Below are 15,026 nucleotides of genomic sequence, written 5' to 3'. Positions count from 1 at the left end.
CTTGACCCCTGCGGGCGAGTCGCTCAGGCATCAACAGCGAGAGACGGCTCCGGAGGACAGGCGCGGCCCTGTTCTCTGGTGAGTCAGGAGCCCGCCGGAGGCTCCCTCCTTTGGGTCTCCCTCCATCCCCCACCCCCACGCGCAGCGCTGCCAAGCCCGCCCGCAGGGCGCTTGCTTCCCCGCCCTCCCTCCTTGCCGCCTCCGCCCGCCCGGGGCACTGTCTGCGCTCCGCACACGCCGCCTCCCGGAGCCCTCGCCGATGTCCCTCTCCCGTATGTTCGACGCCCCCTCCGGTCCCGCGGCCCCTCGCGCCACCGGTCCCGTCGACGTCGGCTGGCTGCTGACCGAGCCCGACGCCGGCGTGGTGTTCCTGCCGCCCGAGCGCGTCCGCTCGGCCGAGCTCAACCGCCGCCACGCCAAGTCGGCCTCGCGCTGCCCCGCGGTGATCAACCTCGAATCCCGCTACTTCGTGATCCGCTGCCCCTTCGACCTCCACCTGAGGTTCGAGCGCGACGGCGACGGCCGCCCCGGCCTTCGCAACATGTTCGGCGCCGCCAGCCCGGTGCGCCCCAAGAAGCTCAACAAGCACCTGCACGTCGTCGGCGAGGCCGAATGGCGCTACCCCGACAAGCCCACCGTGCAGGTCAGCCTCCCCTACCTCTTCGTCGCCGACGAGCCGGTGTTCATGACCCAGCTCTCGGCCTTCCTGCACTACCGCGCCGATCCCCTGCCGGGCACGATCTTCGGCGGCCGCTTCCCGATCCACGCCTGGCCGCGCCCGCTGATGTGGGCGTTCGAGTGGCACGACACCTCGAAGGACATCGTCCTGCGCCGCGGCGAGCCCTGGTTCTACGTCCAGTTCGAAACCCTCCCCCAGGAGCGCCCCGTCCGCCTGGTCGAGGCTCAGCGCACCCCCGAGCTGCAGGCGTTCGAGAAGCATGTCTCGGGCGCCGTGAACTACGTCAACCAGACCTTCTCGCTGTTCCAGCTGGCCGAAGCGGCGCGCCCGGCGCGCCTGCTCACCCCCGTCTCGCGCAAGGACTGAAGCGCCGCGCGAGCGGACCCGCGGCCCCGGTCCGGCAGGGCGGCGGAGTGGAAAAACCCCTTGACCTCGACCTTGGTCGAGGATGTTGGATGGCCTGACTGACCGCTCCGCCGGAGACTTCCGCCATGCCGCTCGACCTGACCCCCGCCTTCGCCTCGCCCCAAGACGGCGCCGAAGACGCGCGCCGCGACAGCCCGCCCGAGGGGCCGCTCTCGCCCGGGCTCGACGCGGCCCTCGACGCCGCCTTCGAGGACGCGCTGTTCGAGGAGGGGGCGCCCTTGGCGGGCCTCGTGCGCCTCGACCGGTTCACGCTGCCCGCGGCCTCGCGCGAGGAGTTCCTGCGCCGGGTCGGCTTCATCCACCGTCTGCTGCGCACCCGCCCCGGCTTCCTGCGCGACATCGCGGTCGAGCGGGCGCTGCCCGATGACCGGCTCGAGCTTGCCACCCTGGTCGAATGGGCCGCCCCCGAGGACGCCGCCGCCGCCGCGCCGATGGTCACGGCCGCGCTGGCCGAGGCCGGATTGGACCTGCGCGCCGACCTCGCCCGCCTCGGCGTGGCGGGGGAGAAGGCCGACTGGCTCGCCGTCGACCTCTTCGCCGAACCCGACGAGGCCTGAGCCGGGCAGGGGGCCGCGCGCCGGCCCCCTCCGCGCCTCAGGGAGGGCGGGCGGCCGGTCGCGCCCCCCCATCGCCCGCCTCAGCCGCCGAACGTGTCGCAGGCCGCGATCGTCGCGTCGTTCCAGCCCCGCGCGAACCAGGTCTTCCGCTGCTCGGAGGTCCCGTGCTGGAACGTCTCGGGGCGCACCGCGCGCCCGGCCTCGCGCTGCAGCGTGTCGTCGCCGATACGCGAGGCGGCGTTCAGCGCCTCGTCCACGTCGCCCTCGTCCAGGCTGTCGAACATCCGCTGCGCCTGCTGGGCCCAGACGCCGGCCAGGCAGTCGGCCATCAGCTCGACCTTCACCTGCACCGCGTTGGCGCCGGCCGCGTCCATCCCCGCCTTCATCCGCTGCGCCCGCTCCAGCACGCCCAGTTCGTTCTCGACATGGTGCCCGACCTCGTGGGCGATCACGTAGGCGGCGGCGAAATCCCCGCCCGCGCCCAGCTCCCGCTCCAGCGCGTCGAAGAACTCGGTGTCGAGGTAGGCCTTGCGATCCGCCGGGCAGTAGAACGGCCCCGAGGCCGCGCTAGCCCCCCCGCAGGCCGAGCGCACCGCGCCCGAGAACAGCACCAGCGTCGGCGGCTCGTAGCGCCGGCCGAGCTCCTGCTGGAACTGGCGCGCCCAGACCTCCTCGGTGTCGGCCAGCACCACCGAGGCGAACTGCCCCGCATCCAGGTCCGACTGGCTCAGCGGGGTCTGGCCGCCGCCGCCGCCGCCGCCGCCGCCGCCGCCCTGCTCCTGCTGCGAGGCGAAGAACGAGATCCCGATCACCACCAGGAACACCACCCACCCCGCCTTCGAGCGGGGCAGCGAGATCCGACGTCCCGTTCCCGGAAAGCCCCCCGTCCCCCGGCCAAAGCCGCTCCCGCGCGAGATCGGCGTCTCGCCCCGCCGATCCTCGATGTTCGAGCTTCCGCGCCGTCCTCGCCACTGCATGCGACTGCCTCCTCCGCCGGGTTCTGGCCGCGCTCGATGGCCCTCGGCCGCCCGGATCTTAGCGCCGGATGTGGCAGGGGCAGGGCGGGGCCCTGAAGATGCCGCCGGCAGGGTCCGCTGGCGGGCTGGCGTGGACAGAACGCGCGCCGCGCCAGACTGGCGGCGTTTCCCGAAACAGAAGGTCTTCGCAGCCCCCCGCGACCGAGTCGCGCCGCCGATCCCCGCCGCGCCTCCTGCGCCAGGATGCCCGCCGCGGTCGGCCCCGCCGGCGTTCGCGGCGCAGCGCCCGGGCTCGCTGCGCCGCAGCGTATCCCCTTGCCCCCGGTCAATCGCGTGTGGTTTCTATGTCCGAACCTTTCCGCGCCCAAGCCGGAGCACGCTCCCCGATGAAAGACTTCAAGAAGATCCTGGTCGCCAACCGATCGGAGATCGCGATCCGCGTGATGCGGGCGGCCAACGAGCTGGGCAAGGCCACGGTCGCCGTCTACGCCGAGGAGGACAAGCTGGGCCTGCACCGCTTCAAGGCGGACGAGGCCTATCGCATCGGCGAGGGCCTGGGCCCGGTCGGCGCCTACCTCTCGATCGACGAGATGATCCGGGTGGCGAAGCTCTCGGGCGCCGACGCGATCCACCCCGGCTATGGCCTGCTGTCGGAGAACCCCGCCTTCGTCGACGCCTGCGACGCGGCCGGCATCGCCTTCATCGGCCCGACGGCCGCGGCGATGCGGATGCTGGGCGACAAGGCCAGCGCGCGCAACGCGGCGATCGCGGCCGGCGTGCCCGTGGTGCCCGCCACCGACGTGCTGCCCGACGACATGAAGGCCGTGAAGGCGATGGCGGCGAAGGTCGGCTATCCCCTGATGCTCAAGGCCTCCTGGGGCGGCGGCGGGCGCGGGATGCGCCCGATCTTCGGCCCCGAGGAGGTCGAGGAGAAGGTCCGCGCCGGCAAGCGCGAGGCCGAGGCCGCCTTCGGCAACGGCGAGGGCTATCTCGAGCGTCTGATCCAGCGCGCCCGCCATGTCGAGGTGCAGGTGCTGGGCGACTCCCACGGCTCGATCCTGCACCTGTTCGAGCGCGACTGCACCGTCCAGCGCCGCAACCAGAAAGTCGTCGAGCGCGCCCCCGCCCCCTACCTGAGCGAGGAGCAGCGCGCCCATGTCTGCGAGCTGGGCCTGCGCATCGCCCGCCATGCGGGCTATGTGAACGCCGGCACCGTCGAATTCCTCATGGACATGGACACCAAGGAATTCTTCTTCATCGAGGTCAACCCGCGCATCCAGGTCGAGCACACGGTGACCGAGGAAGTCACCGGCATCGACCTGGTGAAGGCCCAGATCCGCATCGCGCAGGGCGCGACGGTCGCCGAGGCCACCGGCGTCCCCGGGCAGCACGCGATCCAGCTCAACGGCCACGCCCTGCAGTGCCGCGTGACCACCGAGGACCCCACCAACAGCTTCATCCCCGACTACGGCCGGATCACCGCCTACCGCGGCGCGACCGGCTTCGGCATCCGGCTCGACGGCGGCACGGCCTATTCGGGCGCGGTGATCACCCGCTACTACGACTCGCTGCTCGAGAAGGTGACCGCCTGGGCGCCGCAGCCCGACGAGGCGATCACCCGCCTCGACCGCGCCCTGCGCGAGTTCCGCATCCGGGGCGTGGCGACCAACATCGCCTTTGTCGAGAACCTGCTGAAACACCCCAAGTTCCTCGCCTCGGACTACACCACCAAGTTCATCGACGACACGCCCGAGCTGTTCGATTTCCCCGCCCGCCAGGACCGGGCCACCAAGCTGCTGAGCTGGATCGCCGACGTCACCGTCAACGGCCATCCCGACACCGCCGGCCGGCCCAAGCCCCCCGCTCACGCCCGCAAGCCCGTGCCGCCGAAGTCGGCCGAGAACGGCCCGGTGCCCGGCACCCGCGACCTGCTCGACGCGCAGGGGCCCCAGGCGCTGGCCGAGTGGATGCTGGCCGAGAAGCGCCTGCTGATCACCGACACCACGATGCGCGACGGCCACCAGTCGCTGCTCGCGACGCGGATGCGCGGCTACGACATGATCCGCGCGGCCGACGCCTATTCGAAGAACCTCCCGGGCCTGTTTTCGGTCGAGTGCTGGGGCGGCGCCACCTTCGACGTGGCCTACCGCTTCCTCGACGAATGCCCCTGGCAGCGCCTGCGCGACCTGCGCGCGCGGATGCCCAACCTGATGACCCAGATGCTGCTGCGCGGGGCCAACGGGGTGGGCTACACCAACTATCCCGACAACGTGGTCCAGCGCTTCGTCCACCAGGCCGCGAGCTCGGGCGTCGATGTGTTCCGCGTCTTCGACTCGCTGAACTGGGTCGAGAACATGCGCGTCGCCATGGACGCGGTGCTGGAAACCGGCAAGGTCCTCGAGGGGACCATCTGCTACACCGGCGACATCAACGACCCCGATCGCGCCAAGTACGATCTGAAATACTACGTGGGCATGGCCAAGGACCTGAAGAAGGCCGGGGTGCATGTGCTGGGCCTCAAGGACATGGCGGGCCTGATGAAGCCCGCCGCCGCCGGCCCCCTGATCAAGGCGCTGAAGGAGGAGACCGGCCTGCCGGTCCACTTCCACACCCACGACACCTCGGGCATTTCTGCGGCGACCGTGCTGGCGGCCTCGGCAGCGGGCGTGGATGCGGTGGACGCGGCGATGGACAGCTTCTCGGGTCTCACCTCGCAGCCCTGCCTCGGCTCCATCGCCGAGGCCCTGCGCCACACCGAGCGCGACACCCAGCTCGAGCCCGCCCGCATCCGCGAGATGTCGGACTACTGGGAGCTGGTGCGCCTGCAGTACGCCGCCTTCGAGAGCGAGCTGAAGGCCGGCGCCTCGGAGGTCTATCTCCACGAGATGCCGGGCGGTCAGTTCACCAACCTCAAGGCGCAGGCGCGTTCGATGGGGCTGGACGAGCGCTGGCACGAGGTCGCGCGCATGTACGCCGACGTCAACCAGATGTTCGGCGACATCGTGAAGGTGACCCCGTCCTCCAAGGTCGTGGGCGACATGGCGCTGACCATGGTCTCGGCCGGGCTCAGCGTCGAGCAGGTGCTCGATCCCAAGGTGGACGTCAGTTTCCCCGAGTCGGTGATCGGGATGCTGCGCGGCGACCTCGGCCAGCCGCCGGGGGGCTTCCCCGGGAAGCTGGTGAAGAAGGCGCTGAAAGGCGAGAAGCCCGACGAGACGCGGCCGGGCGCCCGGATCGCTCCGGCGGACTTCGAGGCGATCCGAAAGCAGGTGTCCGACGAACTCGACGGCGAGGAGATCGACGACGAGGACCTCTGCGGCTACCTGATGTATCCCAAGGTCTTCACCGACTACATGAAGCGCCACGCCGACTTCGGCCCGGTCCGCGTCCTGCCCACGCCGACCTTCTTCTACGGGATGCGCGAGGGCGACCAGATCGAGATCGAGATGGAGCAGGGCAAGACCCTGCAGGTCGGCCTCTCGGCGATGACCGACACCGCCGAGGACGGCACGGTCAAGGTGTTCTTCGAGCTCAATGGCCAGCAGCGGATGGTCACGGTGCGCAACCGCAAGGTGGCGGCCTCGGTCGAGGCGCGGCCCAAGGCCGACGCCTCCAACGCCGCCCATGTCGCGGCGCCGATGCCCGGCGTGGTGGCCTCGATCGCGGTCGAGGCCGGCAAGAAGGTCAAGGCGGGCGACATGCTGCTGACCATCGAGGCGATGAAGATGGAAACCGCGCTGCACGCCGAGCGGGACGGAACGGTGAAGGCCGTGCACGTGTCGGCCGGGGCGCAGGTGGACGCCAAGGACCTGCTGATCGAATACGACGGCTGAGGGGGGATGCGCCGCGTCGGGCCGCGCGCGCGTTGGCAGGGCGCGCGCGCGGCGCGCGGCTGGCGGGGGCGCCTGGGAGGGGCCTCGCGAGGCGGGGCTCGCTCGGCATGCGCGCCTGCGGCGCGGGAAGGGCGCTTCTGAACTCACCAGAGAACAGAGGGCGCGCCTGTCCTCCGGAGCCGCCCGTCGCTGGTTGATGCCTGAGCGACTCGCCCCCACCGGTCAAGGACAAGCCCCCTTCGGGGGTCGCCTGCGGCGATCCCTGACCGGTGGGGGCGAGTCGCTCTGATCGGCATCAGCGACGGACGGCTCCGGAAAACAGGCGCTCGCGCGCGGTGTTCGGCGGGGCGCCCTCGGCGCCTGCACGCGGCGGCGCGCCGGGATCTGCGCGGGGCGGGGCGGTGCGCTCTGGCGCCGGGGGGCGGTTCGCGCTATCGGCGGGGGCATGGCCGAACCCGATCCCATGGAACTGCTCGCCGACGCCTTTGACGGCGAGCCCGCCCCCTTTGGGCCGCGCGGACTGCTGGTCCTGCGCGCCCGTCCCTCCCGCGTGTTCGCGCGCGACGCCCTGGTCTGCGAGCAGGGCGCCAAACCCCTGCACGCGGCGCTGGAAGCCGAAGGGCGCGAGACGCATGCCGCGCTGCCCGACGCCGACGCCGACGCCGAAGGCGCGGCCGACGCGACAGGCTTTCCCGCCGCCGCCGTCTGCCTGACCCGCGCCCGCGCCGAGAACCGGGCCAATATCGCCCGGGCCTGGGCGCGCGTCGCCGAGGGCGGGCGGCTGCTGGTCTCGGGCGCCAAGACCGACGGCGTCGAAAGCCTGCAGAAGGCCCTGCGCAAGGCCGGGCTCGAGGTCGAGGCCGCCCCCCGCCGCCACGGCCGGGTGCTGTCGCTGACCCGCCGGGGCGAGGCCCCCGCGATCTTTGACGAGTGGCTGAGCGAGGCCGCCCTCGCGCCGCGGGTTCAGGCGGGCGGGCGCGATTTCGTCACCCAGGCGGGCGTGTTCTCCTGGGACCGGGTCGATCCCGGCTCCGCCCTGCTGGCCGAGGCGCTGCCGCCGCTCTCGGGGGCGGTGGCCGATCTCGGGGCGGGGTGGGGGTATCTCTCGGCCCGGATCCTCGAATCGGAGAAGGTGACCGCGCTCGACCTGATCGAGGCCGAGCAGGCCGCGCTCGACTGCGCGCGGCGCAATCTCGACGACCCGCGGGCGCGTTTTCACTGGGCGGACGTGCGCGCCATGCCGCTCGGCCGGGCCTCCCACGACACGGTCGTGGCGAACCCGCCCTTCCACGACGGGCGCGAGGTCTCGCTGGCGCTGGGAACCGCGTTTCTCGAGGCCGGAGCGCGCCTGCTGAAGCCCTCGGGGCGGCTCTGGCTGGTCGCCAACCGCACCTTGCCCTACGAGCGGGTGCTCGAAACCGCCTTTGTCGAATGGTCCGAGATCGGCGGCGACCGGACCTACAAGCTGCTGTGCGCTCACCGTCCCCGACCGCCCGCAGCCCGGAACCGCCAGAGACATTGACGCCCGCGTGTCTTGCGCCGGGGGGCAGGCCCGCGCATCGTGTGCCCGCGCCTTTCCGATCTGCCGCCACGGGGTGAACTTCCGCGCATGAATCGTCCGTCCGCCGGCGCCGCCGGCCCGACCCTCGCGCGCCGCGCTGCGGCTTCTGCGACCCTCGCTCTCGCGCTGGCCCTCGGCGGCTGCGGCCTGTTTGGCGAACGCAAGGGCGACTTCCCGCCGATGGAGTTCGCCAGCCCCGAAGGCAGCGTCGACTACGAGGTCGAGATCGTCGGCTCGCCGCGGGACGAGGCCACCACCGCTCTGGAAGAATCGCTGTCCCTCTACCGCCGCCAGGACGACGGCGCGCCCTCGGTCGCGATCCTGCGCCGGCGCGCCGAGCAGGACGTCGAGGCCACGCAGAAGATCCTGCGCAGCTTCGGCTACTACCGCCCCGTGGTCACCGTCGAGGTCGAGGAACTGCCCGACGACACGCCGCAGGCCCGCGACCCCGACGCCGGCAAGGGCCCGCCCAGCTACACCTTCTCCGAGCTGTTCGGCTCGGACGACGCCTCCGAGGAGACCGAGGCCGAGGCCGGCGAAGACGAGGAAGCCCCGCGCGAAAACGCCATCGCCCGCGTGATCATCGATCCCGGCCCCGCCTTCCGCCTGATCCGGCACGAGTTCGTGGTGGTCGGCGACCCCACCCGCCGCCGCAAGGTCGACCTGATGACGCCCGAGCAGGCGGGCTCCCCCGTCGGCCGCCGCGCCGACGCGGGCGAGATCCTGGCCGCCGAGGACAAGGCGGTCGCCGCCCTCCTCTATGACGGCCGCCCCTGGGCCACGCTCGAGGGCCGCCGCGCCATCGCCGACATGGAGGCCGCCACGATCGAGATCGAGACCTCGGTCAGCCCCGGCCCCTATGCCGAATACGGCGAGATCGAGATCTCCGGCGCGGACCAGGTCAAGCCCCAGCACATCCGCGGCTACCGCGACTTCCGCCACGGCCGTCCCGTCGACAGCCGCGACCTGCGCAGCTACCAGTCCGACCTGATGGGCACCGAGCTGTTCGACTCGGTCATCGTCAAGGTCCCCGACGAGCCGCCGAGCGAGCTTCAGGGCGACGCCGTGCCGATCCTGGTCGACGTCACCGAGGGTCCGCGCAACACCGCCACCGCCGGCCTGCGCTTCAACACCGACTCGGGCCCCGAGGTCCGCGGCGGCTACACCCAGCGCAACCTGTTCGGCCGCGGCGAGCGGGTCGACGTCACCGGCGTGCTCGGCGCCTCCGAGCAGAGCCTGACGGTCGAGGGGCGCAAGCCCCAGTTCCTGCGCCGGCGCCAGACCCTGACCGGCCTCGCCCAGGTCCGCCACATCGAGGACAACGCCTACGACGAGACCGGCGCCACGCTCAGCGCCGGCCTCGAGCGCGAGCAGGGCCGCTACTGGACCTACGGCGGCGGCGGGCTGCTGGAGTATTCGCGGATCGACGACCAGCTCTATTCCGAGGACGTGTTCCTGGTCGGCGTGCCCGCCTTCGTGCGCTACGACGGCTCCAACGATCTGCTGAATCCGACCGAGGGCATCCGCGCCGCGCTCTACGGAACGCCCTACTACGCCTTCCGCGACCGCGGCGATTCCCCGTTCCTGCGCGCCGAGACCATCGTCTCGGGCTACCTGCCCATCGACGACGAGCACCGCTACGTGCTCGCCAGCCGCGGGCGCCTCGGCTCGATCTTCGCCGAGACGCTCAACGATGTGCCCCTGACCAAGCGGCTCTATTCGGGCGGCGGCGGTTCGGTGCGCGGCTACGGCGACCAGATGATCGGGCCGATCGACGTCAACAACGACCCCACCGGCGGGCGCTCGGTCGCCGAGCTTTCGGTCGAGGCGCGCGCGCGCGTCTACGGCGACTTCGGCGTGGTGGCGTTCGTCGACGCGGGCTCGGTCTCGACCGCGGTGGCGCCGGACTTCTCCGACGGGGTGCAGTATGCCGCCGGCCTTGGCGGGCGCTACTACTCCCCGGTCGGGCCGATCCGCTTCGACCTCGCCTTCCCGCTGAACGGTCGCAGGGTGGACGACGCCTTCGGCTTCTACTTCTCCATCGGACAGGCCTACTGATGCGGCGCGCGATCCTCTTCCTCGCCGGCCCGCTGGCGCTGGCGGCCCTGCTGCTGGCCCCTGGCCCGGCGAGCGCCCAGTTCTCGCTGCTGGGGCTCCAGAACAGCCTGGTGCAGTTCGTCCTCTCCCAGATCTCGGTCGAGGGCGAGCTCGAGATCACCGCCGAGGGCGTCGAGGAGAACGAGGACGGCCAGACCGTGCTCGCCGGCATCAAGATCGCCGACGGCGAGGGCGTCTGGTTCGAGGCGCAGAGCGCGCAGCTTTCCTGGAACGCCAGCCGCATCCTGCGCGGCGAGGTCGAGATCACCGACATCGCCATGACCGGGATGCGGATCCTGCGCGCCCCGAACCCGCCCGAGGTCGAGGTGGTCGAGGATTCCGAGATCGACGAGGCCGGCTTCGACCCCTTCGCCTGGCCCCGCTCGCCGATCACGGTGCGCGTGGACAGCATCCGGCTGGTCGACGCCTTCATCGCCGAAGGCGTCTTCGCCCCCCAGTCCCTGAACTTCGAGGCCACCGGCTCGTTCCGCGACGAAGGCGACATCCAGTCCCTGAAGCTCGACATCGAGCGCACCGACCAGGTCGAGGGGACCATCGCGCTCGAATACGTGCGCGACTTCTCCGACGAGAGCCTGAAGCTGGCGCTGAACGCGCGCGAGGCGCCGGGCGGCCTCGTCGCCGTGATGGGCGGGCTGCCCAACACCTCGGCCAACTTCGTCGAGCTCGACGCCTCCGGCCCGCTGGTCGACTGGAACCTGACGCTCGCCGCCGAGGTCGACGAGGTGATCCGCGTCGACGGCTCGGCCGTGATCGACGCCCAGGCCCCCGTCTCGGTCGACGCGCAGCTGGCGCTGGTCCCGGGGCCCGAGCTTTCCGAACAGGCGCGCACCGCGCTCGGCGAGCGGGCCGAGCTCGACCTCGCCGTGCGCGAGGACGACGACGGCGTGGTCCGCATCGAGAGGGGCGCCTTCAATTCCCCCTCCATCCAGGCCTCCGCCGTGGGGACCTACACCCGCGACAGCGGCGAGATGGACTTTGATCTCAACCTCGCGGCCGGCGCGGTGATGTCGGACGTCGCCGAAGGCGTGGACTTCGAGCGGATCGCCTTCGACGGCGCGCTCAAAGGCGTGCCCGAGGACTTCTCGGCCTCCGGCGCCCTGTCGCTGGCGGGCCTGACCACGGCCCCCGCCGACATCGGCACGGCCGAACTGGAAATCGCCGCCGCCGTGCAGGGGCAGGAGCTGACGATCACCGCCGACGGCGACGCCACCGGCGTGCGCCTCGACCGCCTCGGCCCCGAGATCATGGGCGACACCCGCCTCGACATCCGCGCCGTCTGGGGGCTCGAGAGCCAGGTCGCCACGCTGGAGACGCTCGCGATCGAGAGCCCGCTGCTCAGCGTCTCCGCCCAGGGCCAGGCCGACGTGGCCCAGTCCACCGCGGCGCTCGACTATTCCCTTTCGACGCCGAACCTCGAGCCGGTCGCCGCCGCCTACGACCAGGTCGCGGGCGGCAATCTCGATGTCTCCGGCCGGGCCGAGGGGCCGTTCACCGCCCTCCACCTGACCGGCCGCGCCGCCGCCGAGGCGCTGACCTTCCAGGGCGAATCCTACGGCGAGGTCGCCATCACCCATGACGTGACCGTCGGCGAGACCACCGCGGGCAACATCTCGCTCGACGCCTCCGGCTCCCCCTACGGACCGGCGCAGGTCGCGACCGATTTCTCGCTGACCGGCGACGTGCTGTCGGTGAGCAACCTGAGCGGCTCGGCCATGGGCGCCACGCTCGAGGGGCGGGCCGAGGTGGACCTCGCGCAGACGCTGGTCGACGGCTCGCTGGGGATCGCGGTCGCCGACCTCGGCGCGTTCTCCGACTTCGCGGGCGGCCCGCTGTCGGGCTCGCTGCGCGGGGACCTGGACCTGACCACGCCGGACGGCAGGCAGGACGTGCATCTCGTGGGCCGGGCCGAGGGGTTGGAAGGTTTCGACGGCGCGCTCGCCTTCGCCGATCTCGACGTCACCGTGCGCGACGCGACGGGCGACAACGTCACCGCCGCCTTCGCCATCGCGGCCGAGGACGCCGTGCTGCGCGCCTCGGGCGTCGAGAAGGCCACCAGGCAGGCCGCCGAAGGCGCCCAGCAGGCCGGCGCCGAGAGCGCGGCCGACGTCGCCGCCGACGCCGCCGCCGACGCGGCCGAGGAGGCCGCCGACGAAGACCCCGCCGCCGACGTCGCCCGCCTCCAGCGCCTCGAAGTCACCGGCGAGGCCACCGACCTGACCGGCGCGCCGGCCGTGCGCGCCACCGCCGTGATCACGCAGGCGACCTCGCCCCAGTTCGACGCCCGCCTCGCCCGCGCCACGATCGAGGCCGACCTCCAGGACCTGACCGGCGCCCCCCAGGGCACGGTGCGCCTGCTGGCCGAGGACGCGACGGGGCAGGGCGCCGGGGTGCAGGTGCTCGACGTGACCGTGGACGGGGTGAACCTGATCGAGGATCCCTCCGCCACCGTGCTGGGCTTCGCCACCGGCGTCTCCGCCCCCGGCGCCACCCTCGAGCGGGTCGACTTCGACGCCCGCGGCGAGGATCTGCTGGGCGAGGGCCGGGCCGAGGCGACGCTCGCCGCGCGCAACATCGCGGCCGAAGGCGCCGCCGTGGCCACCCTCGAGGCCTCGGCCACCGCCGAGGGCCTGACTACCGGCCGCAGCGCCACCCTGACCGCCACGCTCGGCGGCATCGACGCCGGCGGCGCCACGATCCGGACCGTGCAGCTCGACGCCGAGGGCGCCGACCTGCTGGAAGCGCCCGCCGTCACCGCCAGGGCCACCGCCAACGGCATCGACGCCGGCGGCGCCACCATCGCCCAGGTGACGCTCGACGCCGAGGGCACGAACCTGATCGAGGCCCCCGCCGGCCGGGCGACCGTCGTCGCCTCGACCATCGACGTGCCCGACACGGCCAGCCTCTCGCGCGTCACCGCGCGGGCCGACGGCGACCTCTCGGCCCTGACCTTCTCGGTCGAGGGGCAGGGCGCCACCGCCGACGAGGAGCCGATCCGCATCCAGGTCAACGGCCGCGGCAAGCTCGACGGCGACCCGCAGACGATCACCGTCTCGACGCTCTCGCTCGACGCGGGCGAGGTCTCGATCGCCCAGCAGGGCGCGTTGACGGTCACCCTGTCGGGCGGGACCACCGGGGTTCGCGGGCTGAACGTCTCGCTGCCCGGCGGCGGGCTGACCGGCGAGGCGGCGCTGTCCTCGGGCGGCGCGCGCGGCAATCTGAACCTCGCCATCGGCGACCTCGCCACGCTGGCGGCCATCGTCGACGCGCCGGTCGACTCCGGCTCGCTGGACGTCTCGGCCGACTTCGACACCCGCCCCGGATCGGCCCGCGCCGCGGTGAACCTTCAGGCGCGCGAGCTCGGCTTTTCCAACATCACCACGGCCGAGGGCACGCTCGCCGTCGATCTCGACGCCGACTGGAACGGGCGGATGATGAACGCCCAGGGCGTGATCCGCGGTCCCTTCGGCGACGACGGCGTGCAGATCACCGCCGCCCTGCCGCTGCGCCCCGCGGGCATGTTCCCCGCGCCGCCCCCGGGCGCCCAGATCGACGCGGCCGTCATCTGGCAGGGCCGGGCCGAGAACATCTGGCCCCTCCTGCCGCTGCCCGACCACGTGCTGACCGGCGAGCTCGACGTGAACCTGCAGGTCACCGGCACGCTCGACGCGCCCCAGCCCGCGGGCCGCATCCAGCTGATCGACGGCAGCTACCAGCACCTCGAGGCGGGGACGATCCTCGACGACCTCCAGGTCCGCTCCAACCTGCGCGAGGGTGGCGGGCTTCGGGTCCGCCTGACCGCCACCGACGGCGCCGGCGGCCCGGTCGAGGCGACCGTGGACCTCGCCGGCGACCAGGTGACCGCCACCGCCATCACCCGCGAGGCGGTGCTGGTGCGCCGCGACGACGTCACCGCCGCCGTCTCGACCGACATCCGCGTCGAGGGCCCGATCATCGGCCCCGCCGTGACCGGCGAGATCCGCATCGACCGCGCCGAGGTGCGCCTGGTCAACGCCACCCCCCCCTCGCTGCCCGATCTCGGCGAGATCGAGATCAAGGGCGAGCCTCCCGAGGAGGTCGAGGAGGAGGCCGACGCCGGCCCCACGCTCGACCTCAAGATCGTGGCGCCGGGCAACATCTTCGTGCGCGGCCGCGGGCTGACCTCGGAATGGCGGGTCGATCTCGCGGTGACCGGCTTCGCCGCCTCGCCGCGCATCACCGGCAGCGTCTCGGGCGTGCGCGGCACGCTCGACTTCCTGGGGCGGGACTTCGACCTGATCCGCTCGGACGTGCGGTTCCTGGGCGGGCCCGAGATCGACCCGCTGCTCGACGTCGCCTTCGAGCATGAGCGCACCGACATCACCGGGCGCATCGCGGTGCGCGGCCGCGTCTCGGCCCCTCAGCTCGCCTTCGAATCCGAGCCCGCCCTGCCGGAGGAGGAAGTCCTGCCGCGCGTGATCTTCGGGACCAACCGCCAGAGCCTGTCGGCAGCCCAGGGCATCCAGCTAGCCGCGGGCGTCGCGACGCTGGCCTCGGGCGGCGAGGGCGCGCTGGGGCGCGTCCGCTCGGCCGTCGGGCTGGACGTGCTGGCGGTGGACACCGACGGCGACGCCACCGCGATCTCGGCCGGCCAGAACCTCGCCGACGGCGTCTACGTGGGCGTCAAGCAGCCTGTCGACGGCGGCGCCACCGCGGTCGAGGTCGAGATCGACGTCTTCGACAACGTCACCGTCGACGCCGAGACCAGCGGCGCGGACGGATCCTCGGTCGGCGTGAACTGGAAATACGACTGGTGAGGCGGCCGCGGGCGCAACCCGCGGCCGGCCGAACGAGAAGGGCCCCGGGGAGCGATCCCCGGGGCCCTTCGCGTCTGCGCGG

Annotated in this window: 7 protein-coding genes; 6 read left to right on the top strand and 1 reads right to left on the bottom strand. The window is 72.6% G+C overall.

All coding sequences use genetic code 11. The annotated features are described in order from the left end of the window. Positions 1–259: 259 nt before the first annotated feature. Positions 260–1,045, top strand: a complete 786-nt coding sequence (locus tag AAC134_RS18745) for a hypothetical protein (RefSeq protein WP_339950656.1) — start codon at positions 260–262, stop codon at positions 1,043–1,045. A 125-nt stretch (positions 1,046–1,170) separates the two neighbouring features. After that, positions 1,171–1,662 carry a hypothetical protein gene (locus AAC134_RS18740; protein WP_339950655.1) on the top strand — a complete coding sequence of 164 codons (492 nt, stop codon included), beginning with the start codon at positions 1,171–1,173 and terminating at the stop codon, positions 1,660–1,662. Between the two features lie 80 nt (positions 1,663–1,742). Here AAC134_RS18740 and AAC134_RS18735 read toward each other — a convergent pair whose 3' ends face one another. Further along, positions 1,743–2,639 (bottom strand): neutral zinc metallopeptidase, encoded by an 897-nt coding sequence (locus AAC134_RS18735; RefSeq protein ID WP_339950654.1) that lies wholly within the window; start codon positions 2,637–2,639, stop codon positions 1,743–1,745. A 386-nt stretch (positions 2,640–3,025) separates the two neighbouring features. Here AAC134_RS18735 and pyc point away from each other — a divergent pair, with 386 nt between their 5' ends. From pyc to AAC134_RS18715, 4 genes are all read left to right on the top strand, one after another. Further along, positions 3,026–6,472 (top strand): pyruvate carboxylase, encoded by a 3,447-nt coding sequence (pyc, locus tag AAC134_RS18730; protein ID WP_339950653.1) that lies wholly within the window; start codon positions 3,026–3,028, stop codon positions 6,470–6,472. Between the two features lie 445 nt (positions 6,473–6,917). Then, a complete protein-coding gene (locus AAC134_RS18725) occupies positions 6,918–7,994 on the top strand; it encodes a methyltransferase (protein ID WP_339950652.1) in 1,077 nt (358 codons plus the stop codon). A gap of 87 nt (positions 7,995–8,081) precedes the next feature. Further along, on the top strand, positions 8,082–10,091 hold the full coding sequence (locus AAC134_RS18720) for a BamA/TamA family outer membrane protein (protein ID WP_339950651.1): 2,010 nt from the start codon (positions 8,082–8,084) through the stop codon (positions 10,089–10,091). Next, a complete protein-coding gene (locus AAC134_RS18715; RefSeq protein ID WP_339950650.1) occupies positions 10,091–14,944 on the top strand; it encodes a translocation/assembly module TamB domain-containing protein in 4,854 nt (1,617 codons plus the stop codon). The genes AAC134_RS18720 and AAC134_RS18715 overlap by 1 nt, the downstream gene beginning before the upstream one ends. Positions 14,945–15,026 lie beyond the last annotated feature (82 nt).

The organism is uncultured Albimonas sp. (assembly GCF_963977235.1).
Taxonomy (GTDB): domain Bacteria; phylum Pseudomonadota; class Alphaproteobacteria; order Rhodobacterales; family Rhodobacteraceae; genus Albimonas.
This window is presented reverse-complemented; position numbering and strand designations above follow the sequence as displayed.

Coding starts and splice junctions, on each gene's coding strand:
- AAC134_RS18740 (WP_339950655.1), top strand. CDS start 1,171: ATGCCGCTCGACCTGACCCCCGCCTTCGCCTCGCCCCAAGACGGCGCC.
- AAC134_RS18720 (WP_339950651.1), top strand. CDS start 8,082: ATGAATCGTCCGTCCGCCGGCGCCGCCGGCCCGACCCTCGCGCGCCGC.
- pyc (WP_339950653.1), top strand. CDS start 3,026: ATGAAAGACTTCAAGAAGATCCTGGTCGCCAACCGATCGGAGATCGCG.
- AAC134_RS18715 (WP_339950650.1), top strand. CDS start 10,091: ATGCGGCGCGCGATCCTCTTCCTCGCCGGCCCGCTGGCGCTGGCGGCC.
- AAC134_RS18745 (WP_339950656.1), top strand. CDS start 260: ATGTCCCTCTCCCGTATGTTCGACGCCCCCTCCGGTCCCGCGGCCCCT.
- AAC134_RS18735 (WP_339950654.1), bottom strand. CDS start 2,639: ATGCAGTGGCGAGGACGGCGCGGAAGCTCGAACATCGAGGATCGGCGG.
- AAC134_RS18725 (WP_339950652.1), top strand. CDS start 6,918: ATGGCCGAACCCGATCCCATGGAACTGCTCGCCGACGCCTTTGACGGC.